The sequence below is a fragment of the Psychrobacillus sp. PGGUH221 genome (assembly GCF_042055255.1).
GTDB lineage: Bacteria > Bacillota > Bacilli > Bacillales_A > Planococcaceae > Psychrobacillus.
Genome location: NZ_JAQMHQ010000007.1, coordinates 38,608 through 64,785 on the forward strand (window position 1 = coordinate 38,608; position 26,178 = coordinate 64,785).

A 26,178-nucleotide genomic window follows, 5' to 3' on the forward strand; every position below is an offset into this window, starting at 1 on the left:
CTTATTGTTCAGCTTTGGAGCTCAGAAGCCCATTCACTAAATGTCATGCACTGATTTGCACCAACCATCAGCTCTCTAGAGCATTTCATAAAGTTACTATTCTTCCTCAATGCTTGTTACAAAACATTGTATAATAAATAGTTTCATAATTCAATCGATTTCGCAGCACTCATTCCAGCTATTTTTCCAGTCACGAGTGCTGAAGTAATATTATAGCCACCTGTATAGCCATGAATATCAAGTATTTCTCCGCAAAAATACAGACCAGCTTTTTTCTTCGAAGCCATTGTTTTAGGTTCGATTTCTTTAATTGAAACACCGCCTCCCGTTACAAATGCTTTATCAAGGGGCTGTGTTCCATATACATTTACCGTAAATTGTTTCAACAAATGAGCAAATGAGCGAACCTTTTCGTGTGAAAGATTTTGCCCATCTTCACTTTCTTGAATACCAGCTTGTTGTAATAAGAACAAAAGCCATCTTTCTGGTACAAGTCCTTTCCACACATTTTTTAAAGCTTTTTTTGGTTCTTCTTTAATAGAAGAGAGGAGAGATTGAAAAGTTTGTTCCTCGTTTTTGTCGGGTAGACTATCTATACGAATTTGGACAAGCTCACCACCATTTTTCTTTTGCTCTTTTACAACGAACTGGCTGCAACGTAGTATAGCAGGACCACTTAATCCAAAATGAGTGAAAAGCATGTCCATTTGATGAGTAATAATTGCTTTACCTTTTTTATTTAAAACTGAAACTGCAACATCTCGTAATGCAAGCCCTTGAAGTTCTTTTGATTTTATAAATGACTCGTTGGATAGTAAAGGAACCTCTGTAGGATATAGATCAGTAACCGTATGTCCAGCCTTTTCTGCCCATGGATATCCATCACCCGTAGAGCCAGTTTGTGGTACTGCCTTTCCACCGACTGCAACAACTATAGCGCCGGCGGTAATTTCTTCACCAGTTTCAAGACGAACTCCAATAATTTTCTCATCATTCATTAATAATTTAGCAACTGGTGCGTTTAATTTAATTTCAACTTTTAACCGTTTTAATTCGTCCAGAAGAGCATTCACTACATCCATTGCTTTATTGGATACTGGAAACATTCTTCCATGATCTTCTTCTTTTAGTTGTACTCCAAGATTTTCGAAAAAGGCAATAATATCTTCATTATTAAAAACAGAAAAAGGGCTATATAAAAATCTTCCGTTTCCAGGAATATTTTTGACGATTTCTTCTTGAGGAAGTCGATTGGTCACATTACAACGACCGCCTCCTGATATTGCTAGCTTTTTGCCAAGCTTATTACCCTTTTCTATTAATAATACCTGTTTATTTTCTGCTCCAGCAGCAGCTGCTGCCATTAGGCCAGAGGGACCCCCGCCGATTACAATAACGTCATACATAATAAGTTCACACTTTCATTTTTTTCTTTAGTATACATCATTGTGGTTTTGTTTCGACAGATGTAAACTGTAAGATAGACATTTCTTAGGATTGGACGGTTTTTATGGCTTCGAATTTATTAAAAGGGACGATGATTTTAACAATTGGTCTCTTATTATCTAGAATATTAGGCGTTCTCTATGTAATTCCTTTTTATCAATTAATTGGGGAAGAGTATGTAGTACTCTATCAGTATGCATATGTTCCTTATTCAATTATGTTGGCAATAGCAGTATCGGGAGTACCTATTGCAGTTTCAAAATTTGTTTCGAAATATAATGCACTAGGGGATTACGCAACAGGACGAAAATTAGTCCAATCAAGTATGCTGCTTATGTGTGTTACAGGTGTACTAGGATTTCTTCTTCTTTATATATTGGCGGAACCTATCGCTCAACTTGTCATAAAAGACAAAGATGCTATCTTCTCCATTGAGGATGTTGCATCCGTTATTAGATATGTAAGTTTTGCGGTGATAGTTGTACCTGTTATGAGCTTAATTAGAGGCTTTTTTCAAGGGTATCAACATATGACCCCAACTGCTGTATCTCAGTTATTTGAGCAAGTTGTACGTATTTTGTTCGTTCTAGCTGGTGCTTTCGTTGTCATGAATGTATTTAAAGGCTCGGAGAAAACTGCTGTTTCTTTTGCAGTTTTTGCAGCATTTTTAGGAGCGATCGCTAGCTTAGTTGTGCTGTATTGGTATTGGAAAAAGTTAAAGCCAGAATATAATGCACTTCTAGAAAATAGCGGAAATTTAACATCAGATGTATCGTTAAAAAATATTTATAAAGAAATCTTAGTCTATACGGTTCCATTTGCTTTAGTAGGGGTAATCAATCCACTCTTTCAATTTATCGATATGATTACTTTTAACCGTGCAATGACAATGATTGGGAAAGCATCAGTTTCTGATACATATTTAGGTATGTTGAACTTCACAACACATAAGCTTGTGATGATACCAGTAATGTTGGCTACAGGCTTTTCGATGACGCTCATTCCTCTTATTACTAGTTTTTATGCGAAACAGGATTTTATGAATGTTAGAAAATCTTTAGATCAGGCATTTCAAATTTTATTATTTTTAACTTTGCCGGCTGCATTAGGTATTTCAGTTTTAGCAGACGAATTTTATACAGTATTTTATGAGACAAGCGATGTAGGGGCTACAGTGCTTGCGCATTATGCACCTGTTGCGATACTGTTTGCTCTTTATCCAGTAACTACTTCTATTTTACAAGGAATCGATCGCCAAAAATTAATTATCCTGAATTTATTAATCGGAATTTTAACAAAGCTCGTATTAAATACCCCGTTTATTAAAATGTTTGAAACGGATGGTGCTATTTTGGCCACTTCTGCTGGTTACATTGTTGCTATTGCTTTAAATATGGTTGCTATAGGAAAAACATTGCATTATCAATCTACAATGGTAATTAGACGTATTTTCCTTATATCTATATTAACGGCAATTATGTTATGTATAGTATCCATCGTAAAATGGGGAATTGGGCAAGTATTTACGATTGATGGAAAAATAGAATCATTATTAGTTATCTTTGTTTGTGCTTCCATTGGAGTAGTTTTTTATGGATATGTCACGCTAAGATTAGGACTTGCACAAAAGCTTTTCGGCGAGAGAATTACACGTTTTACGAAAAAAATTGGTTTTTAGGAGTATGACATGCGATTAGATAAATTTCTAGCACATATGGGATTTGGTACGAGGAAAGAAGTAAAAGAATTAATTAAATCTAAAGCTATCCAAGTAAATGATGTCATAGTAAAAGATAGCTCTTTGCATGTGAAGGAACATGTAGATAAAGTTTCTGTTTATGGAGAAGAAATTGAGTATAAAGAATTTATCTACTTAATGCTAAATAAGCCTGCAGGAGTCGTATCTGCCACAGAAGATACGAGAGATCGAACTGTGATTGACTTATTAGAGGATGATGTACGTCATTTTCAGCCATACCCAGTTGGTAGACTAGATAAGGATACTGTAGGGTTGCTATTATTAACAAATGACGGTGCTTTAACGCATCGTCTACTTTCTCCGAATAAGAATGTACCAAAATTATATTATGCAGAGGTTGAAGGCATAGTTGACGAGAGTGACGTACAGGCTTTTTTAGAAGGAGTAATATTAGATGATGGCTATAAAACAAAGCCGGGAATTTTGACAATTTTAAGTAGAGGACCAGTGTCCGAAGTAGAATTAACAATAACAGAAGGCAAATTTCATCAAGTAAAAAGAATGTTCGAATCCGTTGGAAAAAAAGTAGTTTTTCTTAAAAGGCTTTCAATGGGACAATTAAAATTAGATGAATCTCTTAAACAAGGAGATTATAGAGAACTTACTGAAGAAGAGTTAGAGGGGTTACAGCAAAAGAATGACCAAGCTTAGGCTAGGTCATTCTTTTCATATGGGGAAATCTAAGATGTCATTTTAACGCGTTTGTTCGTCGTGGTCCATTTGCCTCTTGTTGGGCTTATGACTAAGTCATTAAAGGCAAGTACATTCAAATCTCGTTGAATCGTGCGAGGAGTGATGCCAAATTCATCGACTAAATCTTGTGTAGTAACAGTTCCGTGATCACGGATGAACATATACATATCTTTAATTCGATTGAGCATCCGATCAGTAGTTGGTTTCATAAGTAACCACTCCTTCATCATCATATCTCGTGGCAAGACTAGCGGACGACATGGGTGAAAAGCAACAAATTAATTGCAATTTACAGCCCCTTTACTATATTGGTAGTCAGTCATATATTTTCTGACAATTTAATTATAGTAGATTTTCGAGAAAATTTCTATAAAAAACAGCTAATTTACAAAAACTTCATAAAAAAGATTTATTAAAATGAATGAAAAAATAGATGTCCAAGCGAAAAAATTGATAGCAAACAAGTAGAAAAAATATAAAAAAAGGTTCGTTAGTACATGAAATATTAGAATTAAAAAAATCATCGAAAAAGAAGACTGAAAATGCCTTCTTTTTTGTGTTTTATACGCTGAAAAAAGTGTAGAATAACGTTAGAAGGATTGTGTAGGAGGGTTTATATTGAATTGGTTAGAACTTGCGGAACAAAAAAGAACTGAGATGATTGAAGAGCTTCAAAAATTAATTCAAATTCCTAGTGTTCTTGATGAAAAAGCTGCTACGGAAGAAATGCCTTTTGGGCCGAAACCTCTAGAAGCACTTAATCATATGTTAAGTGAAGGAAAAAATGAGGGTCTAGTTACTAAAAATATTGATAATATGGCTGGTCATATTGAAATGGGAGATGGAGAGGAAACTTTAGGTATTCTCTGTCACGTTGATGTGGTCCCAGTTGGAGAAGGCTGGACTTATCCTCCTTTTGAAGGCGTCGTAGCAGATGATAAAATTTACGGTCGTGGTGCAATAGATGATAAAGGTCCGACTATTGCAGCTTGGATGGCAATGAAGTTAGTAAAAGAATCTGGAATCCCTTTACATAAAAAAGTAAGACTAATCATTGGGACGGATGAAGAGAGCGGCTTTCGATGTGTAGAACGTTATTTTGAAAAAGAACCGATGCCTGAAATAGGCTTTGCACCTGATGCAGATTTCCCAATTATTAATGCAGAAAAAGGAATTGCAAACCTAATTTTTACACAAACTGGATCAACTGAAACGGAAACTATTCAATTTTTTCAAGCAGGAAAACGGACAAATATGGTTCCGGACGAAGCCTTTGCCCTTATTTTTGGTGGACTTCATTCCATAAAACAAAAGTTTAGTGAATTTTCTACTGAACATGGTTTTAATGGGGAAGTAACGCAAGAAGGTCCAATGGTTAAAGTGTTGGTAAGAGGAAAATCTGCACATGCTATGGAGCCAGATGAAGGGGTAAATGCAGCAATTTTACTTGCGAAGTTTTTACAAGTCGTTCCATTAACTCCTCACTCGAAAGCATTTGTAGACTTTTTAGTTATTGGCTTTGGTGATGACAGTAGAGGGCATGCATTATCTCTTAACTTTTCGGATGATGTATCAGGAGATACAACATTAAATCCGGGTGTTATTCATTATGCCCCAGCACAAGGGTCTTGTACACAAGTTAGTATGAGATATTCAGTTACTTACCCTTTTGAAGAAAAACTGAGTACATGTAGAGAGACTCTTCAAAATTTAGGGATCACGCTTGATCTTGGCTCTAATTCTAAGCCTCATTATGTCGATAAAGAAGATATACTTATTAAATCATTACAAAAAGTATATGAAAGACAAACGGGAGAAGAGGCAAAGCTCTTATCTATAGGTGGAGGTACTTATGCTAGGGTTCTGAAAAATGGGGTTGCATTTGGAATGCTATTCCCTGGAAGAAAGGACGTAGCGCACCAAGTAGATGAATATGTAGACATAGAAGATTTAGTTAAGGCAACAGCGATTTATGCAGATGCAATTGTAGAACTTGCAGGAAAAAATACTACAGAGGTGAAAATTGATGACTAAAATATTATGGAATGATCAAATCGTTAACGAAGAAGAAGTAAAAATAGGCTATGAGGATCGTGGATACCAATTTGGTGATGGTATTTATGAAGTAATTAAAATTTATAACGGAGATGTATTTACTGCTAAAGAACATATTGACCGATTGTATGCAAGCGCTGATAAAATTCAGTTAGTCATCCCTTATACAAAAGATGTACTTCATAAAATGCTCTATGATTTAATCGAAACGAATGAAGTCCAAAACGGACATATTTATTTGCAAGTTACTCGTGGTACTAGCGCTAGACAGCATAACTTTCCGACTCCAGCTGTCGATTCTGTACTAACAGCATATACAAAAGAAACAAGTCGTCCTCACGCTCAACTTGAAAACGGAGTAAAAGCGTGTTTTGTTGAGGATATTCGTTGGCTTCGTTGTGATATAAAATCGCTGAACCTTTTAGGAAATGTATTGGCAAAACAAGAAGCTGTAAGCAAAGATTGCTATGAAGCTATTCAACATCGTGGGGAAGTAATAACCGAAGGGTCTTCATCCAATATATATGGCATTAAAGATGGTGTGCTTTATACACATCCAGTTAGTAATCTTATATTAAATGGAATAACAAGAAAAGTGATTTTAGATTGCTGTGAAGAAGTAGGGCTCCCGGTAGTAGAAGAAGCATTTACAAAAGCACAAGCTTTGGAAATGGATGAAATTATTATGTCTTCTACAAATGCTGAAGTAATGCCAATTGTTTCTGTCGACGAAAAACCAATTGGAAATGGTACACGTGGAGAATGGACTCAAAAATTACAACAAGCTTTTGAGAAAAAAATCCCTTCATCTATTGGCGTATGAACACACATTACTTTATAGGTATTAAAATTCCACCAACGCTCGCAACAGATATCATAGAAGCAAGAGATAAAACTAATTTACATGAGACGCATAAAACGTTGCCATTTAAAGAGGATTTGCACATTACTTTATTTTATATTGGGGCAATGGCGAGCGAACAAATAGAACATATCATCCAGTCGTTACAAAATATCGACTGGAGTTCTTTTAATCTAACAACGAATGGGCTCGCTCATTTTGGAAGCAATCGAACACCGAGAGTAGTTTATACTGACTTAGAAGAAAGTGACTCATTAAAGAGGTTACAAAAAGAAGTTGTGAAAACCTTGAGTGATTGTATAAAAACAGAACATACGAAGGATTTTAATGCTCATATTACGATTGCTAAAAAATGGGCGTCTAAGGGGTTACTGTCTATAAAAGATTTTCACTTGCCTAAATCGACATTTGAAGTAAGTTGTTATAGTGTATTTAAGATAAACCCGAATAGTAAACCTCGTTATGAGGAGATTGCTTCTATTAGATGCAAAGGAGGGTAAGTGAATGGCTCAGTTAGTAAAACTACAGGACTATATTTCAAGATATCAAGTTGATTTAAAACGATATCCCACTCAATTTGTTCGATTAAAAAAACAGCAATGGGAACGTACAAAAGCTGAATGGGAAAGTGGATCATTTGACACCTCATGGATAGAAAAAGACGATGAGGTGGAAATACCTGAAAAGAAATCTATTTTCTCTAAGCTTTTCAACCGTAAACAGAACGAAGTTATAGAGGATTCTGTTTGGGAAGAATCAGAGTTGCAGGAAGAAGAGGTGATTCCGGAAGAATCTACGATGCTTAATTTTCAACCTAATATCGTTTACAATCCAAAATCAAAAGAAGAATTAAAGCGTCTGTATTTAAATCAGCTTTTTCATTTTCAACTGAAGTGGGCAAGCTCGACTTTACGAGAAAAATCTTATGTTGATCCAAAATTTATGCGAGATACTTTACTACGAACGCTTACTTTACAGCTACCTGATAATTATTTTTTATTTTATTATCCTATTTTAAAACTTAAAAAAGCTCCAGTTGAATTAGAAATCATATTAATATTACCTACAGAGATTATATGCCTTGTTGTTTTAGAAAGAAAAGAATTGGATGCTTTTATAGGAAGTAGCGATCGTTTTTGGATTCAAAAAAGCGGTAAGGAAGAAAAGAAGGTATTGAGTCCAATGGTAGGATTAAATCGAATGGAATCTATTTTAATGCAAATAATTAAAAAAGAAGAAATCGATTTGCCAATTAGGAAAGTAGTGCTTTCAAGAAATGGGTATATTGATTATCCAGGGACTTCTTTCAACACTCAATTTGTAGATACACGAAAGTTTCCGGAGTGGTTTAGATCATTAAAATCTTCTCCTTCCCCAATGAAGCATATGCAATTTAAAGCTGCACAAGCAATACTTGACTTAGCTCAAACAACGTCCTATTCAAGATCTGGTTGGGAAGTAGACAGTGAGGAAAGTGATGAGTAACGTAGTTTTTATTGTGAATGAACATGCTGGTCGTGGACGAGCAAAAAAAATATGGGCATCATGGAAAGAGAAAATTGATTTTCCTTATACTAGTTACGTGACTGAATATAGAGGACATGCTACGAATATAGCAAGAGATTGTGCACTATATAATGAGGAAGATTTGTTAATTGTAGCTATCGGCGGAGACGGTACTGTTCACGAAATTATTTCAGGAGTTACGCATTATAATCACGTTCGAGTCGGAGTTATTTCTGCAGGTAGTGGAAATGATTTTGGTCGGACTTTTTCTGTTTTCAAAACCGTAGAACAGTTACGGAATTATGCAAAGAACTACAATACATATGAAAAATTAGACTTTGGTATCTTATCAACGAAAGAAAAAGATTTTGGTTTTGTAAATAATGCAGGTTTTGGTTTTGATGCAAAAGTAGTTTATTCCGTAAATAATTCTTCATGGAAAAAGTGGTTAAATGTCTTGGGGTTAGGGAAAATAGCGTATATACTATATTTGGTTAAAGAGCTTATAACATTTACAAGATTTTCATTCACTTTACATACGGAGAAAGATGAGTTAAAGTTTGATGATGTTTGGTTCCTTGTTGTATGCAATCAGCCTTATTTTGGTGGAGGAATGAAAATATCACCTAGTTCTCAACCAAATGATCAATTAATAGAAATGACAATCGTAAATAAATTAGCAAAATGGAAGCTTCTCTTTATTTTCGGTACGGTGTTTTTTGGGAAACATACAAAGTTTAAAGAAGTGAAACAGTTTCAAGCTAAAAATTTTAAGATTACGATGCATGATCAAGTATTTGGTCACGTGGATGGAGAATTCTCTTGCCTAACAGACCATAATCATCGTTATACTTTTTCGGTTCAATCAAAAGCTTGGAATTTAGCGAAACCAATAGTTAAAGGAGTTAAAAATAATGAGGTTAAGACATAAACCATGGGCAGAAGATTTTATCTATGCTCATCCTGAAATTATTATACAAAATCCGGAGGAATTGAAAGGCAAATGGGACTCTGAATTTAAAAATGCTCATCCCCTTCACATCGAGGTAGGAACGGGGAAAGGGCAATTTATAACAGGAATGGCCAAGCAAAATCCGGATATCAATTATATTGGAATAGAGCTATATGATAAAGTAATCGTTTCGGCACTTGAAAATGCGATAGCAGCACAGCCATTGCCAAATTTACGATTGCTAAAGGTAAACGGCGCAGATTTGGCAAAGTATTTTGAGAAAAATGATGTAGACCGTGTTTATTTGAATTTCTCTGATCCTTGGCCAAAAGTTAGACATGAGAAGAGACGTTTAACTCATGAAGGATTTTTGAAATTATACGAATCTATTTTAGTAGATAACGCAGAGATTCATTTTAAAACTGATAATCGTGGATTATTTGAATACTCTTTAGTTAGTATGTCTGCGTATGGTATGTTAATAAAAGATGTCTCACTAGATCTACATGTGAATATGCCAGAAGACAACATAATGACCGAGTATGAAGAAAAGTTTTCTGCAAAGGGACAACCAATCTATCGAGTAGAAGCAAAATACGTATAAATGTTTAAGTGTTGACGATATCGATTAGGGGGAGATGGAGAATGGATACGCTTCAATTTCACAATATGACATTAACCTGGCTTAAAGGCGGTACTACGTTCATGGATGGGGGAGCCATGTTCGGTGTTGTACCAAAGCCATTATGGGAAAAGAAATATCCAGTAAACGAATTAAATCAAATAGAGTTACCGTCAGATCCGCTATTTATCCAATACAATGGGCACAATATCTTAATGGAGGCGGGACTTGGCTACGGTAAGTTTACAGAAAAACAAATAAGAAACTACGGTATAACTGATCAATCTCAAGTGGAGGACAACCTCGTTCAACTAGGTGTGTTACCAGAAGATATTGACATTATTATCATGACACATCTCCATTTTGATCATGCTTGTGGGCTAACGAAATGGGAGAATGAGGAGCTAGTTTCAAGTTTTCCTAATGCGAAAATTTACGTTTCAGATGTTGAGTGGAATGAAATGAGAAATCCAAATATCCGTTCACGAAATACTTACTGGAAAGAAAACTGGGAGCCAATTGAAGGACAGGTTATTTCATTTTCAGGTTCATTAGAAGTAGTGGATGGGATAGAGATAATCCATACAGGCGGACATAGTGATGGGCATAGTATTGTTTTATTGAAACAAAACGGGGAAACGATTATTCATTTGGCTGATTTAATGCCAACCCATGCACACCAAAATCCATTGTGGGTGTTAGCATACGACGATTATCCGATGACTTCTGTTTTTGCAAAAGAAAAATGGGTGAACGAAGCACTTAGTAATAATTATTGGTTTAGTTTTTACCATGATGCTTTTTATCGTATGATCAAATGGACAGCGGATGGAAAAGAAATAGTGGACAAATTAGACCGAACTCGATAAAAAATCAGCTGCACGTTTGTTTAGTGCAGCTGATTTTTTATATTTTGGCTTGCTTTATAAATTGTGTTTTTCAATTTAGAGTGCAGAACATGGATGTGCGCTTGCCGCACGCTACACATGAGCCTCCGCAGGATGATTCGTTTCTTCGTCACTACCACATCCTTACTGTATATTTGCAGAGGTATTATTCTTTGAAAAAAGTCCTTTTGACGTATCAACCGAAGAATCTTTTGATGCGATCAACGAAAATGAACTTGATGAGTATGTCGTTAATAATTCAGACTTTGAAAGTTGGCAAGATATGTTGGGGTCTGCTGGAGAAGAATATGCGATTAAAAAGTTGGGTTTATAAACAAAGTATCCTTTTGGGTGCTTTTCTATGTCACAAAAAGCAAATAGCATAATGGGGTGATGCCATTGGGAAGTGATAAAGAATACAGGAGTATGGTGCAAGCACCTTGAATGGATCGCAACAGGAGGTTTGAGGGATTCACCGAGAATAGACTTAAATTGAGGGTTTCATGGGTTGAATTCATGAGGAAGCACCTATTTGAATTTACTTTTTTTTACAGAAAAAACTGTTTTTTAGATAGAAGAAAAGGTTAATTGTAAGTATAAAATAGTTGATTTTCGTTTCAGGCGGCGACTCCAGCCGGAATAGCAAATGTTTTCTGCGCCGATAGCGAAGCGGCAGGTGCATGAGCTGAAGACCCTGGACTGAGCGTAGCGAAATTAATTTTTGCGACGAGCTTGCGCAGGAGCATTCTTTTTTTGCGACGAGCTTTGCGCAGGAGCAAGGGAAGCGGCTGAAGCCATGCCGGCGGAAAGCGTCCGCCTGGAACGGAAATCAATGGTGCCCACACAAAAAGCAAGTATGTGAACGAAATGTCGTTTACATACTTGCTAAGAGCGCTCGCCTGCGGAAAGCGCATGCCTATAGTTGGTTTTATATGTTCTGTCTATGTGTACTTTGAATGGAAATACAGATGTGTATTTCCACACGCTACACATTAGTCAACAATAATATTTAACAAATTCACTTTTATATATCTATTAAACTTTAACTAACTCTACGACTGTTCCTGTTTTAGTATCTGCAGAAAATTCAAATTGCTCGAGCTCGCCATTTCGAACACGAGAAATACCACCTTTATATACATTCGTATGGATTGCCTCATTAGCAAAAGGCTCTGGGCTCATATAAATCCATGAACCATCTATTGGACCTTCTTGTTTAAATGAATTTTTTATTTCTCTTAAAACAAGCTCTGGTGATCGATTAATATTCAATTTATTAGTTGCCTGACTAGCAATCATCCCTATTACAATTCCTGATCCAAGACCCATCATATAGTCACGAAGTTTCAATGTTCTACTCCTCCTAACGTCTTTTTTTTAGTGTATCATATATTTTCAATCAAATAAATTTTTCGAATGTCGAAGTTTTTAAGTAGTAAACGATTCAGGCTTTTATTACAATAGAAGAGGAATCTAAATTATATTATTTAAATTTGACCAAAGCTTTAGGAGGCTTTTACAAATGAATGAAGAAACGCGCTCGCTTTTTAAAACTCTAACAGAATTACCAGGAGCACCAGGAAATGAACATGCAGTAAGTTCTTTTATGCGAAGTGAACTTTCCAAGTATTCAGATGAAATCGTGCAAGATAATTTAGGAGGCATTTTCGGATTAAAAAAAGGGGACGAAAATGGTCCGAAAATTTTAGTTGCTGGACATATGGACGAAGTTGGCTTTATGGTATCAGGTATCACAGATAATGGAATGATTCGATTTCAACCATTAGGCGGTTGGTGGAGTCAAGTATTACTTGCGCAACGCGTAGATATCGTAACGAAAGATAGAACAATTCCAGGAGTCATTGGATCTATTCCGCCTCATCTATTAAGTGATGAAATGAGAAACAAACCAATGGACGTCAAAAATATGTTAATTGATGTTGGTGCAGACGATCAAGAAGATGTGAAACGTATGGGAATAAGACCAGGAGATCAAATAGTCCCTGTTTGTTCGTTCACACCGATGGCGAATGATAAAAAAATCATGGCTAAAGCTTGGGATAATCGATATGGTTGTGGACTTGCAATTGAGCTATTAAAAGAAGTACAAAATGAGCAATTGCCTAATATGCTTTATTCTGGTGCAAATGTTATGGAAGAAGTTGGTTTGCGTGGTGCACAAGCATCAGCAAATATGATTCAGCCAGATTTATTCTTTGCATTAGACGCTAGTCCTGCAAATGATGCTTCAGGTAATAAAAATGAGTTTGGGCAACTTGGAAAAGGAGCTCTTTTACGTATTTTTGACCGTACAATGGTAACACACCGCGGTATGAGAGAATTTGTATTAGATACGGCGGAAACAAATAAAATTCCTTACCAATATTTCATCTCACAAGGTGGTACAGATGCTGGACGAGTGCATACTTCCAACGAAGGTATACCTAGTGCAGTCATAGGAATCTGCTCTCGTTATATCCATACTTCTGCTTCAATTATTCATACCGATGACTACGCAGCAGCTAAGGAACTTATAACTAAATTAGTGAAAGCATGTGACCGAACAACTTTAGAAACAATTAAAGCAAACGTATAATAAAATAAAAAGAAGGAGCCGATAAATTAATTTCGGCTCCTGATTTTTTAATTGTTGAATATTAACATCTAGTTATTGTAAATTTACGAATTAATTCTATATAAAATAAGGATAATATGAAAGGATTGCAATAAAAAAACTAACTAGTGTAAATAGCAATAGACCTAATGTGATTGGTGATATTTTAAATCGAAATGGTTTAACACCATCATTATCTAATCTATTCCAACCTTTTATGTGTGCATTTAATTCATTAGTTGTTTGGTTCGTATATAATTGAAACAACCAAACAGATCCGAATATTACAAGGCTACCTAAAAAAAGTGTATCGATCAATGCCCATCCAATAATAACTGAAGCTAGCGAGAGTATGATTGCTTCTATAGATACCGTAAGAAGTACAACATAACCTTTTTTCAAAAAAATACACCACCTAAAATTGTTTACACTTCATACGAATAAAACTTCCAAAAGTTTCAATAATTCTTTATTTTTGATAATATAACTCAAATTACTATTTATGAATAAGTCGAAATAGCACTTGAGGTATGAGTGCTATTTTTCAGATGAATCTGTCAACATCACGAGAACCTTTACTAGTTAGGAGAGAATATGTTTGAAAATATTAATAGGAACCAATAATAGAGCTAAAACCAAAGCAGTCATAACTATATCAACGAAATATTATCCAAATGCCGAATTTGAAAATAAGGATGTCCCTTCACTTGTATCCAATCAACCAATGAGTGATGAGGAAACAAGACAAGGTGCTATTAATCGTGCAAAACACTTAATGGTGGAGAATGTTGACGCTGAATTTGGAATAGGATTAGAAGGTGGCGTAAAAGAGATAGATGGGACGATGTATGTCTGCAATTGGGGTGCCCTTGTAACAAAAGGTGGGAGAGTTTTTTCTGCAACAGGGGCAGGTGTACCTCTTCCAAATGAAATTGCTGTTTTGCTAAAGGCAGGATCGGAACTTGGTCCTATAATGGACGTCTTTACTAATAAGAATGATATTCGTCATGATGAAGGGGCAATCGGTGTATTTACGAATGGTCTTGTGTCTAGAAGCGACATGTTTGAGCATATTATGTTATTACTTATAGGTCAATTCGAACTTTCTAAGAAGCTCTAAATAAGAATGAACTTGCCTCTTAGATTTCTAATTCTTCTATAAAGAAAATGGAAAGTATCCTGTAGTTGCAAGTGACTGAAATCATCTATAAAATATATAGCAGTTATGCTTTGAATGGAGGAAAGTAAATGGCTCGAAATTGGATGCGGTTATGTATCGCGTCACTTGCTGTCTTGTTATTAGTAGGCTGTTCTTCAGTTGAAGAACAAGCGGAAGATGGCATGGAAAATGCAAAAGAAGTGTTTCAAGGGGATGCGGAAAAGCCCAACAAAACAGTAGATAATTTGAAAATCTTTTTGCCTAGTGGATTTTCTATTGAAGATGACTCTGATCAAACGAACATTATTTTATCTAAAGGCAATGATTCCTATATTTTATTTGTTAATCCCAATGAACTTCCTGGAAGTCAATTATATTATGATTTAATGATGGATAATAAAAATTTAAAAATAGTTGAAAAAGATACATTTGAACAAAACGGAAGGTTTGGTTTTGCTGCAATTATTGAGAGTAGTGAAGAAAACTTTGAACTTATAGCTAGTATAGGCGGCATAAAGCTTACTACTATATCAAAACAACAAGATATCGCTTCTAATATAGAGAAAATGATGATGATTGTAAGGTCTATTTCAACTGACTAAGGAGGAAAGAAAAATGAAAAACCTAACTTCAGTGGAAGAATTCAATCAACTAATACAAGAAAGTAAGGTAGTGTTTAAATTTACTGCTGGCTGGTGTCCAGACTGTCATTTCATAGATCCATTTATGGATGAAGTAGAAGAAAAGTTTTCAGACTTTCAATTTGTTTCTGTGGATCGTGATAAATTTATTGATCTCTGTATTCAATTAGATGTTTTTGGAATTCCAAGCTTTATCGTATATGATAAAGGGGAAGAACAAGGACGTTTTGTTAGCAAAGATCGTAAAACAAGAGAAGAAATCGAATCATTTCTTCAAACAATCTAACAACAACAGAGCGGTTCACAATTAGTGGACCGTTTTATTTATGAGAAAGTAGGAATACGCATGAAAGCACAAGAACTAATACAGCTTTTGAAAAAAAAGTTATCGGAAGATACATTTCTTTACGAATTTAATAGGGAAACGAATAAACTTAGATTAACTCATAAAGCACTTAATAAGGGTATAGATATTTCTATCCCACCAATTTTAGCGAAGGTTGAAACAAAAAAAGAATTGGCCGTTGAAGAAGTTGTGTATACCATTCATCAAACTTTTCAAGCAATGGAAAAAGAAATTTCTGGGGACATTGATCCTTCTTCTTCTGTATACCCGGTCATTCGTTCCACCTCTTTCCCTGAAAAATCAAATGAAGGAAATCGATTTGTTACGAAAGAACATACAGCAGAAACAAGAATTTATTATGCATTAGACCTTGGAAAAACTTATCGGTTACTAGATGAGAAAATGCTGCAGAGTTGGGGTATACGGGAAACTGAAATTCGTGAAAGAGCGCTATTTCAAGTTCGAAATTTAGTAAATAATTTTAAAAAAGATGAAGTAGCAGGAAATGTATTTTACTTTTTTAATAATAACGATGGCTATGATGCAAGTAGAATACTCAATGAGTCTCTTTTAAAAGACATGAAAAAGTTAATTGTTGGAGATATGACTATTTCTGTACCCCATCAAGATGTTATGATAATTGGTGATATAAGAAATGAGACGGGGTATGATGTTTTGGCACAAATGACGATGCACTTTTTTACAGTTGGAATTGTACCTATTACCTCTTTATCATTTATATATGAAAATGGAGATTTAGAGCCAATATTTATTATGGCAAAAAATCGAGTAGCGAAGGAGAAAGAAGAAAAATGAATGTTTTTTACAACCTTAATGGAGTTGGAGATGTATTGTTGCTTCAATTCACATCAGAAAAAATTGAAAAAGTAGTTACAGAATCCAAAGGTGATGTAACACTTATTAAAAATGCGAATACTAATGAGGTTTTAGCAATTAATATTTTCGAATTCAGTAAATATGCTGACATTCAGGAAAATGGAAATATAACTTTAACGGAAGAATTTGTAGCCAAACTAGAACAAGCTCTCCAATCGAATGAAGTAGATTATAAACTAAATGTAGACCTTTCACCAAAGTTTGTAGTAGGTTATGTAGAATCATTAGAACAACATCCAAACGCAGATAAATTAAAGGTTTGCCAAGTAAACATCGGTGGTAGCACGTTGCAAATTGTTTGTGGAGCACCGAACGTGGATGCGGGACAAAAAGTAGTTGTTGCAAAAGTAGGGGCTGTAATGCCATCTGGTATGGTTATTAAAGATGCAGAATTACGAGGAGTGGCGTCTAGTGGAATGCTATGTTCAGCAAGAGAACTAGATTTACCAAACGCTCCAGAAGTAAAAGGGATTCTCATCTTGGATGAACAATCAGAAATTGGAAGCTCATTTTTTCAATAAATAAGAGAAAATACACCTAATATGGTGTACTTAAGACTGTTGGCAAACGCTCGCACTGAAAAGCGGTTACAACACAGTCTAAGGAGAAATTTACCAAAAATGATTTTATCTACAATCAGAAGTACACCTATTATGGTGTACTTCTTTTCAAATTCATTTCAAATTCTTTAAAATAAGGACGCTAAGCGTTTTTATTGGTAAAATAAATGTATCTATTAGAAAGAGTTGATGAAATTGAATTGGTTAAAAAAACTATTTGCTAAAAATGAAGAAGAATATAGAGACATCGAACAATTGGTAGAACAGGATAGACCAGATTCTATCTCTAAATCGAAAACACCTTTTCGTTTTCCACTAATACCAGATGAAGAAAAAGATCAATTTCTATTTGGAGAGCCAAAAGAAGAACAAAATGTAGAACCAGTGATGAAAAAACATATAACAGAACAAGAAACTTATAGACCTCTTCATACACAAGAGCTGTGGCAACAAAGAAAACTACAACCTGTCGTCGTACACAGAGCTCCTAAAAAGGAAATTCCAGTTATACCACGAACTCCTAAAAAAGAAATAATAGAAGAGACCATTACTGAAACACGGAAAAAGGCGTTTACACCTACAGATGTTCCTTCACCAGTTTTTGGATTTTCGAAAAGACGTGGAAATAAAACGGAAGAGTCGATGGAATATAAAGATGCTGAGCAGAAAGCATCATATAAAGAAATAACAGTTTATCCTACACAAGTACCTTCACCAGTTTTTGGATTCTCCAATAGACGGGGAAATAAAGCGGAAGAGTCAATGGACCATATAAAAACTGACGAGGAGTCACCATATAAAGAAGAAACAGTTTCTTCTACTCAAGTGACTTCCCCAGATGTTGTTTTTACGAAAAAACTGGAAACTAAAATAGATGCAAGTACACCAATACAAGCTGAGCAAGAAATAGTTACGAAAGAAATTGCGGTAACTGTTATTCCTCAGGAAGTAGAGGTTCTTGAAGTTGAAATAGATCCTATAGTTACAGAACCTATTGTTGAAGCAGAAGCAGAAGCTGAAGTAGAGGTTAAACATGAAATAATGGACAACCCAATAGAGTCAGTTGAAGAAACAAAAATAGTACCGAAAGAAAACATTCGACCATTTAATGTACTAATGCTTAAATCAGATAAGGAAAAAATGAATAAGCTAATAAAAGAACCGACTAAGAATGCTCCAGAAGTAAAAGCGGTGACTTTACAACCGATTCAAAGTCAAATTGATTTAAACACGCAATCTCAACCAGAGCATTCCAATTATGCAAGACCCGATCTTAGCTATTTATTACCTCCAGAAATGAAAAATGAAGATAGAGAGTGGATGGAGGAACAAGCATTTACACTTATAGAAGCATTATCCCATTTCCAAGTTTCAGGTGAAATTGTTCAAATGGTTCAAGGTCCTGCAGTAACTCAATTTGAGATAACAGTAGGTCATGGGACAAAAGTAAGTAAAATTCGTAATTTAGCGGATGATCTAAAACTTGCGCTTGCTGCAAAAGATATACGTATCCAAGCACCAATTCCAGGGAAAAGTTCAATTGGAATTGAAATCCCTAATAGAAAATCAAGAGCTGTACGATTATCAGAAGTGATTAATACAAATGTGTTTCTGGAATCAGATTCTCCTCTTGAAGCAGCATTAGGGTTAGATCTTACGGGAAAACCAGTAACGCTTGATTTGCGAAAAATGCCTCATGGCTTAATTGCAGGTGCAACAGGATCTGGTAAATCAGTATTTATAAATTCGTTACTCGTAAGTCTTTTATATAAAGCAACTCCTGATGAAGTGAAACTCCTATTAATTGATCCCAAAATGGTAGAACTCGCGCCGTTTAATCATATACCTCATCTTGTAAGCCCAGTTATTACAGATGTGAAAGCAGCAACTGCCGCATTGAAGTGGGCAGTAGATGAGATGGAAAGACGCTACCAATTATTTGCCCATATTGGTGTAAGAGATATTAGTAGATACAATACATTGGCAACAGAAAAGAGACAATTTGCTCAGAAATTGCCTTATATCGTCATCGTAATAGATGAACTTGCAGATTTAATGATGATGGCCCCTACTGAAGTGGAAGATGCAATCTGTCGAATCGCCCAGAAAGCGAGAGCGTGTGGTATTCACTTAGTATTAGCGACCCAACGACCATCGGTAGATGTTATTACGGGGCTTATCAAAGCAAACATTCCAACCCGAATTGCTTTTTCTGTTTCTTCACAAATTGACTCTCGAACTATATTAGATCAACAAGGAGCAGAAAGATTACTAGGGAAAGGGGATATGCTTTACCAAGGAAATGGCATGTCCAGTCCAGTACGAATTCAAGGTACATTCGTAACGGATGATGAAATTGAAAATATCATTGATTATGCAAGAACTCAAGGAACTCCTGAGTACATGTTTGAGCAAGAAGAATTGCTTCAAAAGGCAGAGAATGTAACAGAACAGGATGAACTTTTTGAAGAAGCATGTCGATTTGTTGTAGAACAAGGTTCTGCATCTACCTCTTTATTACAAAGAAAGTTCCATTTAGGCTATAACAGAGCAGCTAGATTAATAGATGCTATGTATGAAAATGGATATATTACGGAGCAAAAGGGAAGTAAAGCGAGAGAAGTGTTACTAACTAACGAGAGTCTTGAACAAATATTTAGTTAATATAGTTTATTAATATTACCGATTAAATAATGATATAATTGGGAATACGTCTACTAAGACGAAGTATACTATTGATAACTGATTTATGTATATAAGTGGGGATAATCCCAGGAGGTTTACAACGTATGACAAAATATCATTTTACAGGCATTAAAGGGTCTGGAATGAGCCCGTTGGCACAAATATTACATGATGTAGGTAATGAAGTACAAGGCTCTGATATAGAGAAGTATTTTTTTACGGAAAAACCATTACACGAACGAGATATAAATGTTTTGTTATTTGATGATGATAATATTAAAGAAGGCATGACCGTTATTGCAGGTAACGCTTTCCCAGATAACCATCCAGAGATAGTGAAGGCAAAAGAGCTTGGTTTGGAAGTAATTCGATATCATGATTTTTTAGGTGACTATATGGGTCAATTTACTTCCATAGCTGTTACAGGTGCACATGGTAAGACATCAACAACAGGATTACTTTCACATGTGTTAAGTGGCTATAAACCAACATCTTATTTAATTGGTGATGGAACAGGGAAAGGGGTGAAGGATGCTTCCAATTTTGTTTTTGAAGCATGTGAGTACCGAAGACACTTTTTAGCTTACAATCCAGATTATGCGATTATGACTAATATTGATTTTGATCATCCAGATTATTTTAACGATATTGATGATGTCTTCCAAGCTTTTCAATCTATGGCTATGCAAGTGAAAAAGGGAATAATTGCTTGTGGAGATGACACGTATCTGCAAAAAATTAAAGCGCCTGTTCCAGTGCTTTACTACGGTTTTGGGGAGCACAATGATTTTGCTGCTAGAAACTTAGAAAAAACAACAGAGGGCACTTCATTTGATGTGTTTGTTCGCAACGAGTTTTATCATCGTTTTTCAATTCCAATGTTTGGAGATCATGCAGTGCTAAATTCTTTATCTGTTATATCTCTTTGCCATTATGAACATGTACCGGCAGATATTATTCAAAAAGGTTTAGAAACGTTTGAAGGCGTTAAAAGACGCTTTACAGAGACAGCTATAGATAATCGTGTTCTTATTGATGATTATGCTCACCACCCTACTGAGATAACAGCAACGGTACAATCAGCAAGACAAAAATTTCCAACTCGAAAAATTGTTGCTATTTTTCAACCGCACACATTTACAAGAACTCAAAAGTTCTTAACTGAGTTTGCAGAAAGTTTAAGCCTAGCTGATCAAGTATACCTTTGTGAAATTTTTGGGTCTGCTAGAGAAAATGCTGGAGACTTAACTATTCAAACGTTAGCAGATATTATTGAAGGAAGCCATATTTTAAACGAAGAAACGGTAGATCAGCTGCTAGCTCATGAAAATGCCATCTTCTTATTCATGGGTGCTGGAGATGTTCAAAAGTATCAACAAGCTTTTGAACAAAAACTTTCAGACTGTTGACAAACCTTTAATTATTCCTCTTTCGATTACTCGTCGCAAAGTAACTTTGCTGGTGAGCCAGAATATATGTCGTGGGTCGTGCAACTGTTGTTACACGGATGTCGCGAATTATAGAAATTATTATAAGCATCTCAATTTTTAAGAAAGTTTAAAAATGCTTAATCCATTTAGGATTAAGCATTTTTTTAAAGGATTTTTATAAGAAACGTAGTATAGTAATATAGAGAAAGAAGTTTAATTTAATTCTTTTGGGGTAAAATTATGTATAACAACTGAAGGAGGATACAAAATGGAAAATCTCTTATACATAGCCGCTATTATAGCCGCAATAGCATTCTTGGTACTTTGTATAAGCCTTGCAGTTACGTTGTTTTCTGTTAAGAAGACATTAAATAATGTTGCAAATACGCTAGAAGGGCTAGATACAAATTTACAAAATGTCACGAAAGAAACTGCAGAGCTACTTCATAAAACAAATGAATTAGCAGTTGACATTCAAGAAAAATCAGAAAAATTAAATACTGTAGTTGATGCAGTAAAGAACGTTGGAACTTCCGTAACAGGTTTAAACAATTCTATTCAACGAATTACTACTTCTGTAACAACGGAAGTAGAAAAAAATGAAGAAAAGATTGCACAGGTTGTCCAATGGAGTAATATCTTGTTTGGCATACGTGACAAATGGAAAGAGCGTAAAGCATTAGAAGAAGCAGGATATTATTCTTATGAATCAGAAAAAAATTTATAATTATTGGAGGAATTTAAATGAGCAACTATGACCACAATAAACCAAATTATAACGATTCAAAGTACAATGCAGAGTATTACGATAATCCGGCATCCTATAACAAGCAGGTTCAACCAACCTATCCGCCTCAACCATATTATAACGAAAGTAGAGATTATATTTATCGCGAGGAAGGATCGGGAGGAAAAGACTTTATATTAGGAATGTTCGTAGGTGGAATCATCGGTGCTGCAACTGCTCTATTATTGGCACCAAAGACTGGTACTGAGCTACGAGGAAATATTTCAACGCAAGCGAATCAGTTAAAAGATAAAACAATGGATCTATCTTCTACTGCGAAAGAGAAGACCACTCAATTGTCTAAACAATTACAAGAACAATCTGGTCAAATCGTGGATAAAGTAAAGTCTATTAAAGGTACACCAACATCTCCTTTAGACGATGGAACTGCATCTTATGAAGGTGAAGAGCCAATGGATTTTATGGAAACCATTTCTCATACGACGGAAGAGTTAACGGCAGAACAGGATAAGCAAGAAGAAAATTCAACCGTTGTAGCAGAAGCAATAAAAGAGGCAATCGTAGAAAACAAATCAAATAAATAAATAAATAAATAATAAAGTGGTAGTCCTTTAGAAAAAGGATTACCACTTTTTTTACGATTAAAAGGAATGTGTTCTAGTAAGGAAAACCTGTCATCCGATAAATAAGAAAATCGTTGAAACGGCTCCCTTCCCCTCAACTGCGTGTTCTGCGGCTAACGCTATTCCCACAGGAGTGTCACCTTTTTCAATGATTTTCAATAAACTAATTGAAAAAATTAAGTGATAATAATTTGCTCTAGTTTTACTTACGAATTAAATTCGATAAACTGGACAATAAAATGTCCATGTATTATATAAGGATCTTAATTATTAAATATTATTTCTAAATGGTCTCCACCAAATATTTCTTCGTCGAAACCAGATGTTTGCCCATTTTTCAATATTTGAAATGAACTAGCTACATCTGGTAAAGTCCAATTGGAGAAACGAAATACATCTTGAAAGATCCAAGGAGATGTATTTATTTCTTGCCATAGAAGAATAGATTCATTTGGAATGATGTCCTGTGAGGTAAGTTTAAAATCACCTGAGGTAACAATAGCACACTCTTTATACAATTCTATTTCCTCGTTTTGAAAAATAACTTTCATTCGATTATCTAAACTTTTATCTAGTTTATTAGCAATCTCTTGAAGGGAAGGGGCGCTAACAATTTTTATTTGTATGTTGTCATTATCTTGGACTGGGTATTGCAGTTTCACTGGATTTTCATTTAAGAGAATATGTGAAGTAAAATCAGGTATATAGTGATTCTTTTCATTTATTGTAATCGTATAAGGTTTTAGCTGTGTAAGATAGCTTCCTTTTTGAATAGCTAGTAATATTTGTTCAACGGTTTGTGGAGTTTCAACAATAACCTTGTCCCTTTCTTTCAATGGTGTATCCAGAGTGACCTTTTCTCCATTTACTCGCACTATAGGCTCCACAATATGCATAACCCCTTGGAAGGTAACAGTTTTAACGGATGCATCATCTAGAAGGTCACGAACAGTAGCTTCTCCTGGTCTTCCATCCTGTCCTTCCAATAGCTCAATACGGTCATTGCTTTGAATGATTGTTTTCGTGTTTGCTTCTTGTCCATTTAGATGAATAATTGCTGGCTTTCCATGTTCTCCAGGAATATAAATATCTTGTCCATTTACTTGAACAGCAAGGGCAGCTCCAGGTTTTCCATATAATTTTCTTGCAGAAATATTTGCAGCAAGAAAAGCGTCTCCAACTGTCATTTCCTTCAATTCGAAAAGACGTACTATTTGTTTGTTTACTTCAATAGACATGTATTGTATAGGTGCACGCTTTGCGGCAATGGCTATACCGATAGGAGTAACTAGCTCTGGAGTTACCGGAATATGTTCTTCCTTAGTTAAGTTTTGAATAGCATCGATTCCTCGTACAGCTACTCGATTTTCTGGCAAGTTCAATTCTTCTGCAAGTATAGTTGTAAGTTCAGGAGTCAAACTGCCTCCACCGACTAGCATTACTGCTTTCGTTGACTTATTATTGTTCAATCGTAATATTTCCGAAGAAATAGCAGCCGCTAACACTTTAGTTGCTGGTCGAAGAACATCAATTACTTCATCCTTAGGTATTTCCTGATCAAAACCTAATATATCTTGAATATGTATACACTCGTTTTGATTAATAGATCTTTTTGCCTCCTCAGCAAAAGGGAAATCTAATAAATAATGATCACTTAATGCTTCTGTTATTTCATCTCCAGCTATTGGAACCATTCCATAAGCTACTACCGTTCCATGATCTGTTATAGCGATATCCGAAGTTCCTGCACCTATATCAACTAATGCTACATTTAAACGTCTCATTGATGAAGGAATTAAAACATTTATGGCCGCTATCGGTTCAAGTGTTAATGCTTCCATTTCTAAATCTGCACGTTTTAATGCAGATAACAACGATTCTACGACTACCCGTGGTAAAAATGTAGCAATTACTTCAATGGATGCTTCAGTTCCTTGCTGATCAACTAAGCTTCCAATTTCTTCTCCATCCAATCGATAGTATAATACACTATATCCTACGCAATAATAATGACTAGATTGCTTATCGATATCTTTTTGTACTAAATTTGTTTGTGCTTTTTGAACGGCGGAAAGCTCCAAACGACTAATGTCTTCTTCAGAAAATATTGGTCGATTTTTAATATCCATTTGGACAGATGCTTGTTCAGTTTTTAAAGCTCTTCCAGCAGCTGCCACACTAACTTTTTTAAGTGGACCATGTTTTTCTTCTAATTTTGTTTTTATCGTATTAATTGCTTCTGCTACTTTCAATACATTATGTATTTGACCATCCACCATTGCACGTTCTTTATGCTCCTCAACTAAAATATCTACAACATGAAATGATTGGTCGCGTTCTTCTAAAATAATTCCAACTACAGATCTCGTTCCAATATCGAGTGCAAATAATTTAGGTAACAATTTCCCACGTCCTTTTTAGACAAATACTTTAGCGAGTTGAAGCGCTAAAATAAAAAGCGTGACTTTCTCGCAAGCATTGATTATAATAAGTCTTATAACTAAAAATGTATCATAATTTTCAGGCGATAGAAAGTGTCGATGAAGAGAAAGAGAGGAGAAGTATCATGAGTCATGTAGATTTAGATGGATTACGCGCACGTGTAGATGAGATTAACGTAGAAATCCTACAGTTAATTAACGAAAGAGCAGGAGTAGTACAAGAGATTGGAAGAGTAAAAGAAAAGCAAGGTGTAAACAGATACGATCCTCTTCGTGAACGACACATGTTAGATCACTTAAAAGAGAATAATTCTGGGCCACTACCACAGTCAACTGTTGAGCATATTTTTAAGGAAATTTTTAAAACAGCTCTAGAATTGCAAGTGGATGATCAAAAGAAAGCACTTCTTGTTTCACGTAAAAAGAAATCAACTGATACAATTGTTGAGATCAATGGTGAGAAAATTGGAACTGGAGCACCATCTTTTGTATTTGGTCCTTGTGCGGTTGAATCTTATACGCAAGTTGCTGAAGTAGCAGCTGCAATTCAATCCAAAGGGTTAAAGTTAATCAGAGGTGGGGCATACAAGCCACGTACGTCACCATACGATTTCCAAGGACTTGGATTAGAAGGTTTAAAAATATTAAAACAAATTTCCCAAGAATATGGTCTAGCTGTCGTATCAGAAATTGTTACCCCTAGCCACTTAGAAGAAGCGCTTGACTACGTTGATGTTGTGCAAGTTGGCGCTCGTAATATGCAAAACTTTGAATTATTAAAAGCAGTTGGTTCTATTAACAAACCGGTATTACTAAAACGTGGTATCGCAGCTACATTAGATGAATTCATTCATGCCGCTGAATACATTATGTCTCAAGGAAATGACCAAATCATTTTATGTGAACGAGGCATTCGTACTTACGAAAGAGCGACAAGAAATACATTAGATATTTCAGCTGTTCCTATTTTAAAGCAAGAAACACATTTACCGGTATTTGTGGATGTAACCCACTCAACTGGACGAAGAGATATTTTGTTACCTGCTGCTAAAGCCGCTATTGCTATTGGTGCTGACGGTGTTATGGCTGAGGTGCATCCTGATCCAGCTGTTGCATTATCGGATGCAGCTCAACAAATGAATTTACAACAATTTGATGAATTCTATGACTCCCTGCAAAAATTCATGAAAACTCATGAAGTGCATGCATAATTAGAAAATCATTAGTTTTGACAGAGAATTGCCACAAAACC

The 26,178-nt window shown here is 35.4% G+C and carries 25 protein-coding genes and 1 other annotated feature (1 of these 26 only partly in view); of the genes, 20 read left to right on the forward strand and 5 right to left on the reverse strand.

All coding sequences use genetic code 11. The features are described from left to right. Positions 1–119, reverse strand: a binding site (T-box leader) (it extends 108 nt beyond the left edge of the window). Positions 120–143: 24 nt separating this feature from the next. Continuing rightward, the gene (locus PGC35_RS12745) at positions 144–1,406 is read right to left on the reverse strand and encodes a BaiN/RdsA family NAD(P)/FAD-dependent oxidoreductase (RefSeq protein ID WP_053588569.1); all 1,263 of its coding nucleotides are present in this window, start codon (positions 1,404–1,406) and stop codon (positions 144–146) included. Between the two features lie 104 nt (positions 1,407–1,510). Between PGC35_RS12745 and PGC35_RS12750 the strand changes: the two genes are divergently transcribed. Together PGC35_RS12750 and PGC35_RS12755 are read left to right on the forward strand one after the other, a co-directional pair. Further along, a complete protein-coding gene (locus tag PGC35_RS12750) occupies positions 1,511–3,124 on the forward strand; it encodes a putative polysaccharide biosynthesis protein (protein WP_375219421.1) in 1,614 nt (537 codons plus the stop codon). Positions 3,125–3,133: 9 nt separating this feature from the next. Further along, positions 3,134–3,856, forward strand: coding sequence for a pseudouridine synthase (locus PGC35_RS12755; RefSeq protein WP_375219422.1), 723 nt, complete (start codon positions 3,134–3,136; stop codon positions 3,854–3,856). A gap of 29 nt (positions 3,857–3,885) precedes the next feature. Here PGC35_RS12755 and PGC35_RS12760 read toward each other — a convergent pair whose 3' ends face one another. After that, a complete protein-coding gene (locus PGC35_RS12760; protein ID WP_053588572.1) occupies positions 3,886–4,107 on the reverse strand; it encodes a DeoR family transcriptional regulator in 222 nt (73 codons plus the stop codon). 409 nt (positions 4,108–4,516) lie between these two features. On the opposite strand from PGC35_RS12760, the gene pepV reads away from it, so the two are divergent. The 7 genes from pepV to PGC35_RS12795 are packed head-to-tail and all read left to right on the forward strand — an operon-like array spanning position 4,517 to position 10,764. After that, the gene (gene pepV / locus PGC35_RS12765) at positions 4,517–5,932 is read left to right on the forward strand and encodes a dipeptidase PepV (protein ID WP_056832916.1); all 1,416 of its coding nucleotides are present in this window, start codon (positions 4,517–4,519) and stop codon (positions 5,930–5,932) included. Beyond that, positions 5,925–6,776, forward strand: a complete 852-nt coding sequence (gene dat / locus PGC35_RS12770) for a D-amino-acid transaminase (RefSeq protein WP_375219423.1) — start codon at positions 5,925–5,927, stop codon at positions 6,774–6,776. The genes pepV and dat overlap by 8 nt, the downstream gene beginning before the upstream one ends. Continuing rightward, positions 6,773–7,315 (forward strand): RNA 2',3'-cyclic phosphodiesterase, encoded by a 543-nt coding sequence (gene thpR, locus PGC35_RS12775; protein WP_375219424.1) that lies wholly within the window; start codon positions 6,773–6,775, stop codon positions 7,313–7,315. The genes dat and thpR overlap by 4 nt, the downstream gene beginning before the upstream one ends. A gap of 4 nt (positions 7,316–7,319) precedes the next feature. Continuing rightward, on the forward strand, positions 7,320–8,300 hold the full coding sequence (locus PGC35_RS12780; protein WP_056832922.1) for a nuclease-related domain-containing protein: 981 nt from the start codon (positions 7,320–7,322) through the stop codon (positions 8,298–8,300). Continuing rightward, the gene (locus tag PGC35_RS12785) at positions 8,293–9,252 is read left to right on the forward strand and encodes a diacylglycerol/lipid kinase family protein (protein WP_375219425.1); all 960 of its coding nucleotides are present in this window, start codon (positions 8,293–8,295) and stop codon (positions 9,250–9,252) included. Before PGC35_RS12780 ends, PGC35_RS12785 begins: the two co-directional genes overlap by 8 nt. Further along, positions 9,236–9,877 carry a tRNA (guanosine(46)-N7)-methyltransferase TrmB gene (gene trmB, locus PGC35_RS12790; protein ID WP_375219426.1) on the forward strand — a complete coding sequence of 214 codons (642 nt, stop codon included), beginning with the start codon at positions 9,236–9,238 and terminating at the stop codon, positions 9,875–9,877. The genes PGC35_RS12785 and trmB overlap by 17 nt, the downstream gene beginning before the upstream one ends. Positions 9,878–9,918: 41 nt before the next feature. After that, positions 9,919–10,764: a YtnP family quorum-quenching lactonase gene (locus PGC35_RS12795; RefSeq protein ID WP_375219427.1), complete on the forward strand. Its 846-nt coding sequence runs from the start codon at positions 9,919–9,921 to the stop codon at positions 10,762–10,764. A 1,053-nt stretch (positions 10,765–11,817) separates the two neighbouring features. On the opposite strand, the gene PGC35_RS12800 is transcribed toward PGC35_RS12795, so the two are convergent. Next, positions 11,818–12,132: a hypothetical protein gene (locus PGC35_RS12800; protein WP_056832930.1), complete on the reverse strand. Its 315-nt coding sequence runs from the start codon at positions 12,130–12,132 to the stop codon at positions 11,818–11,820. 172 nt (positions 12,133–12,304) lie between these two features. Between PGC35_RS12800 and PGC35_RS12805 the strand changes: the two genes are divergently transcribed. Then, a complete protein-coding gene (locus PGC35_RS12805) occupies positions 12,305–13,378 on the forward strand; it encodes a M42 family metallopeptidase (RefSeq protein ID WP_375219428.1) in 1,074 nt (357 codons plus the stop codon). Between the two features lie 96 nt (positions 13,379–13,474). Here PGC35_RS12805 and PGC35_RS12810 read toward each other — a convergent pair whose 3' ends face one another. After that, entirely contained in the window at positions 13,475–13,798 is a 324-nt protein-coding gene (locus tag PGC35_RS12810) for a hypothetical protein (RefSeq protein ID WP_375219429.1), read from the reverse strand. A gap of 196 nt (positions 13,799–13,994) precedes the next feature. Between PGC35_RS12810 and PGC35_RS12815 the strand changes: the two genes are divergently transcribed. The 9 genes from PGC35_RS12815 to PGC35_RS12855 all read left to right on the forward strand — a co-directional run bounded on the left by PGC35_RS12815 (position 13,995) and on the right by PGC35_RS12855 (position 22,446). After that, positions 13,995–14,516 (forward strand): DUF84 family protein, encoded by a 522-nt coding sequence (locus tag PGC35_RS12815; protein WP_375219430.1) that lies wholly within the window; start codon positions 13,995–13,997, stop codon positions 14,514–14,516. A 128-nt stretch (positions 14,517–14,644) separates the two neighbouring features. Then, a complete protein-coding gene (locus PGC35_RS12820; protein WP_053588584.1) occupies positions 14,645–15,157 on the forward strand; it encodes a hypothetical protein in 513 nt (170 codons plus the stop codon). A gap of 13 nt (positions 15,158–15,170) precedes the next feature. Beyond that, positions 15,171–15,482 (forward strand): thioredoxin family protein, encoded by a 312-nt coding sequence (locus tag PGC35_RS12825; protein WP_053588585.1) that lies wholly within the window; start codon positions 15,171–15,173, stop codon positions 15,480–15,482. Positions 15,483–15,542: 60 nt separating this feature from the next. Next, entirely contained in the window at positions 15,543–16,358 is an 816-nt protein-coding gene (locus tag PGC35_RS12830; protein WP_375219431.1) for a DUF1444 family protein, read from the forward strand. Beyond that, positions 16,355–16,960: a YtpR family tRNA-binding protein gene (ytpR, locus tag PGC35_RS12835; protein WP_053588587.1), complete on the forward strand. Its 606-nt coding sequence runs from the start codon at positions 16,355–16,357 to the stop codon at positions 16,958–16,960. The genes PGC35_RS12830 and ytpR overlap by 4 nt, the downstream gene beginning before the upstream one ends. A 234-nt stretch (positions 16,961–17,194) precedes the next feature. Further along, entirely contained in the window at positions 17,195–19,663 is a 2,469-nt protein-coding gene (locus PGC35_RS12840) for a DNA translocase FtsK (protein ID WP_375219432.1), read from the forward strand. Between the two features lie 125 nt (positions 19,664–19,788). Further along, entirely contained in the window at positions 19,789–21,093 is a 1,305-nt protein-coding gene (murC, locus tag PGC35_RS12845; protein WP_375219433.1) for a UDP-N-acetylmuramate--L-alanine ligase, read from the forward strand. Between the two features lie 289 nt (positions 21,094–21,382). Then, a complete protein-coding gene (locus PGC35_RS12850) occupies positions 21,383–21,841 on the forward strand; it encodes a DUF948 domain-containing protein (protein ID WP_056832944.1) in 459 nt (152 codons plus the stop codon). A 17-nt stretch (positions 21,842–21,858) separates the two neighbouring features. Next, positions 21,859–22,446 (forward strand): YtxH domain-containing protein, encoded by a 588-nt coding sequence (locus PGC35_RS12855; protein ID WP_053588591.1) that lies wholly within the window; start codon positions 21,859–21,861, stop codon positions 22,444–22,446. Positions 22,447–22,748: 302 nt separating this feature from the next. On the opposite strand, the gene PGC35_RS12860 is transcribed toward PGC35_RS12855, so the two are convergent. Continuing rightward, on the reverse strand, positions 22,749–24,887 hold the full coding sequence (locus tag PGC35_RS12860) for a cell division protein FtsA (protein ID WP_375219434.1): 2,139 nt from the start codon (positions 24,885–24,887) through the stop codon (positions 22,749–22,751). A gap of 164 nt (positions 24,888–25,051) precedes the next feature. Between PGC35_RS12860 and PGC35_RS12865 the strand changes: the two genes are divergently transcribed. Then, positions 25,052–26,137 (forward strand): bifunctional 3-deoxy-7-phosphoheptulonate synthase/chorismate mutase, encoded by a 1,086-nt coding sequence (locus PGC35_RS12865; protein WP_053588593.1) that lies wholly within the window; start codon positions 25,052–25,054, stop codon positions 26,135–26,137. Positions 26,138–26,178 lie beyond the last annotated feature (41 nt).

Coding starts and splice junctions, on each gene's coding strand:
- PGC35_RS12745 (WP_053588569.1), bottom strand. CDS start 1,406: ATGTATGACGTTATTGTAATCGGCGGGGGTCCCTCTGGCCTAATGGCA.
- PGC35_RS12750 (WP_375219421.1), top strand. CDS start 1,511: ATGGCTTCGAATTTATTAAAAGGGACGATGATTTTAACAATTGGTCTC.
- PGC35_RS12755 (WP_375219422.1), top strand. CDS start 3,134: ATGCGATTAGATAAATTTCTAGCACATATGGGATTTGGTACGAGGAAA.
- PGC35_RS12760 (WP_053588572.1), bottom strand. CDS start 4,107: ATGAAACCAACTACTGATCGGATGCTCAATCGAATTAAAGATATGTAT.
- dat (WP_375219423.1), top strand. CDS start 5,925: ATGACTAAAATATTATGGAATGATCAAATCGTTAACGAAGAAGAAGTA.
- thpR (WP_375219424.1), top strand. CDS start 6,773: ATGAACACACATTACTTTATAGGTATTAAAATTCCACCAACGCTCGCA.
- PGC35_RS12780 (WP_056832922.1), top strand. CDS start 7,320: ATGGCTCAGTTAGTAAAACTACAGGACTATATTTCAAGATATCAAGTT.
- PGC35_RS12785 (WP_375219425.1), top strand. CDS start 8,293: ATGAGTAACGTAGTTTTTATTGTGAATGAACATGCTGGTCGTGGACGA.
- trmB (WP_375219426.1), top strand. CDS start 9,236: ATGAGGTTAAGACATAAACCATGGGCAGAAGATTTTATCTATGCTCAT.
- PGC35_RS12795 (WP_375219427.1), top strand. CDS start 9,919: ATGGATACGCTTCAATTTCACAATATGACATTAACCTGGCTTAAAGGC.
- PGC35_RS12805 (WP_375219428.1), top strand. CDS start 12,305: ATGAATGAAGAAACGCGCTCGCTTTTTAAAACTCTAACAGAATTACCA.
- PGC35_RS12820 (WP_053588584.1), top strand. CDS start 14,645: ATGGCTCGAAATTGGATGCGGTTATGTATCGCGTCACTTGCTGTCTTG.
- PGC35_RS12825 (WP_053588585.1), top strand. CDS start 15,171: ATGAAAAACCTAACTTCAGTGGAAGAATTCAATCAACTAATACAAGAA.
- PGC35_RS12830 (WP_375219431.1), top strand. CDS start 15,543: ATGAAAGCACAAGAACTAATACAGCTTTTGAAAAAAAAGTTATCGGAA.
- ytpR (WP_053588587.1), top strand. CDS start 16,355: ATGAATGTTTTTTACAACCTTAATGGAGTTGGAGATGTATTGTTGCTT.
- murC (WP_375219433.1), top strand. CDS start 19,789: ATGACAAAATATCATTTTACAGGCATTAAAGGGTCTGGAATGAGCCCG.
- PGC35_RS12850 (WP_056832944.1), top strand. CDS start 21,383: ATGGAAAATCTCTTATACATAGCCGCTATTATAGCCGCAATAGCATTC.
- PGC35_RS12855 (WP_053588591.1), top strand. CDS start 21,859: ATGAGCAACTATGACCACAATAAACCAAATTATAACGATTCAAAGTAC.
- PGC35_RS12865 (WP_053588593.1), top strand. CDS start 25,052: ATGAGTCATGTAGATTTAGATGGATTACGCGCACGTGTAGATGAGATT.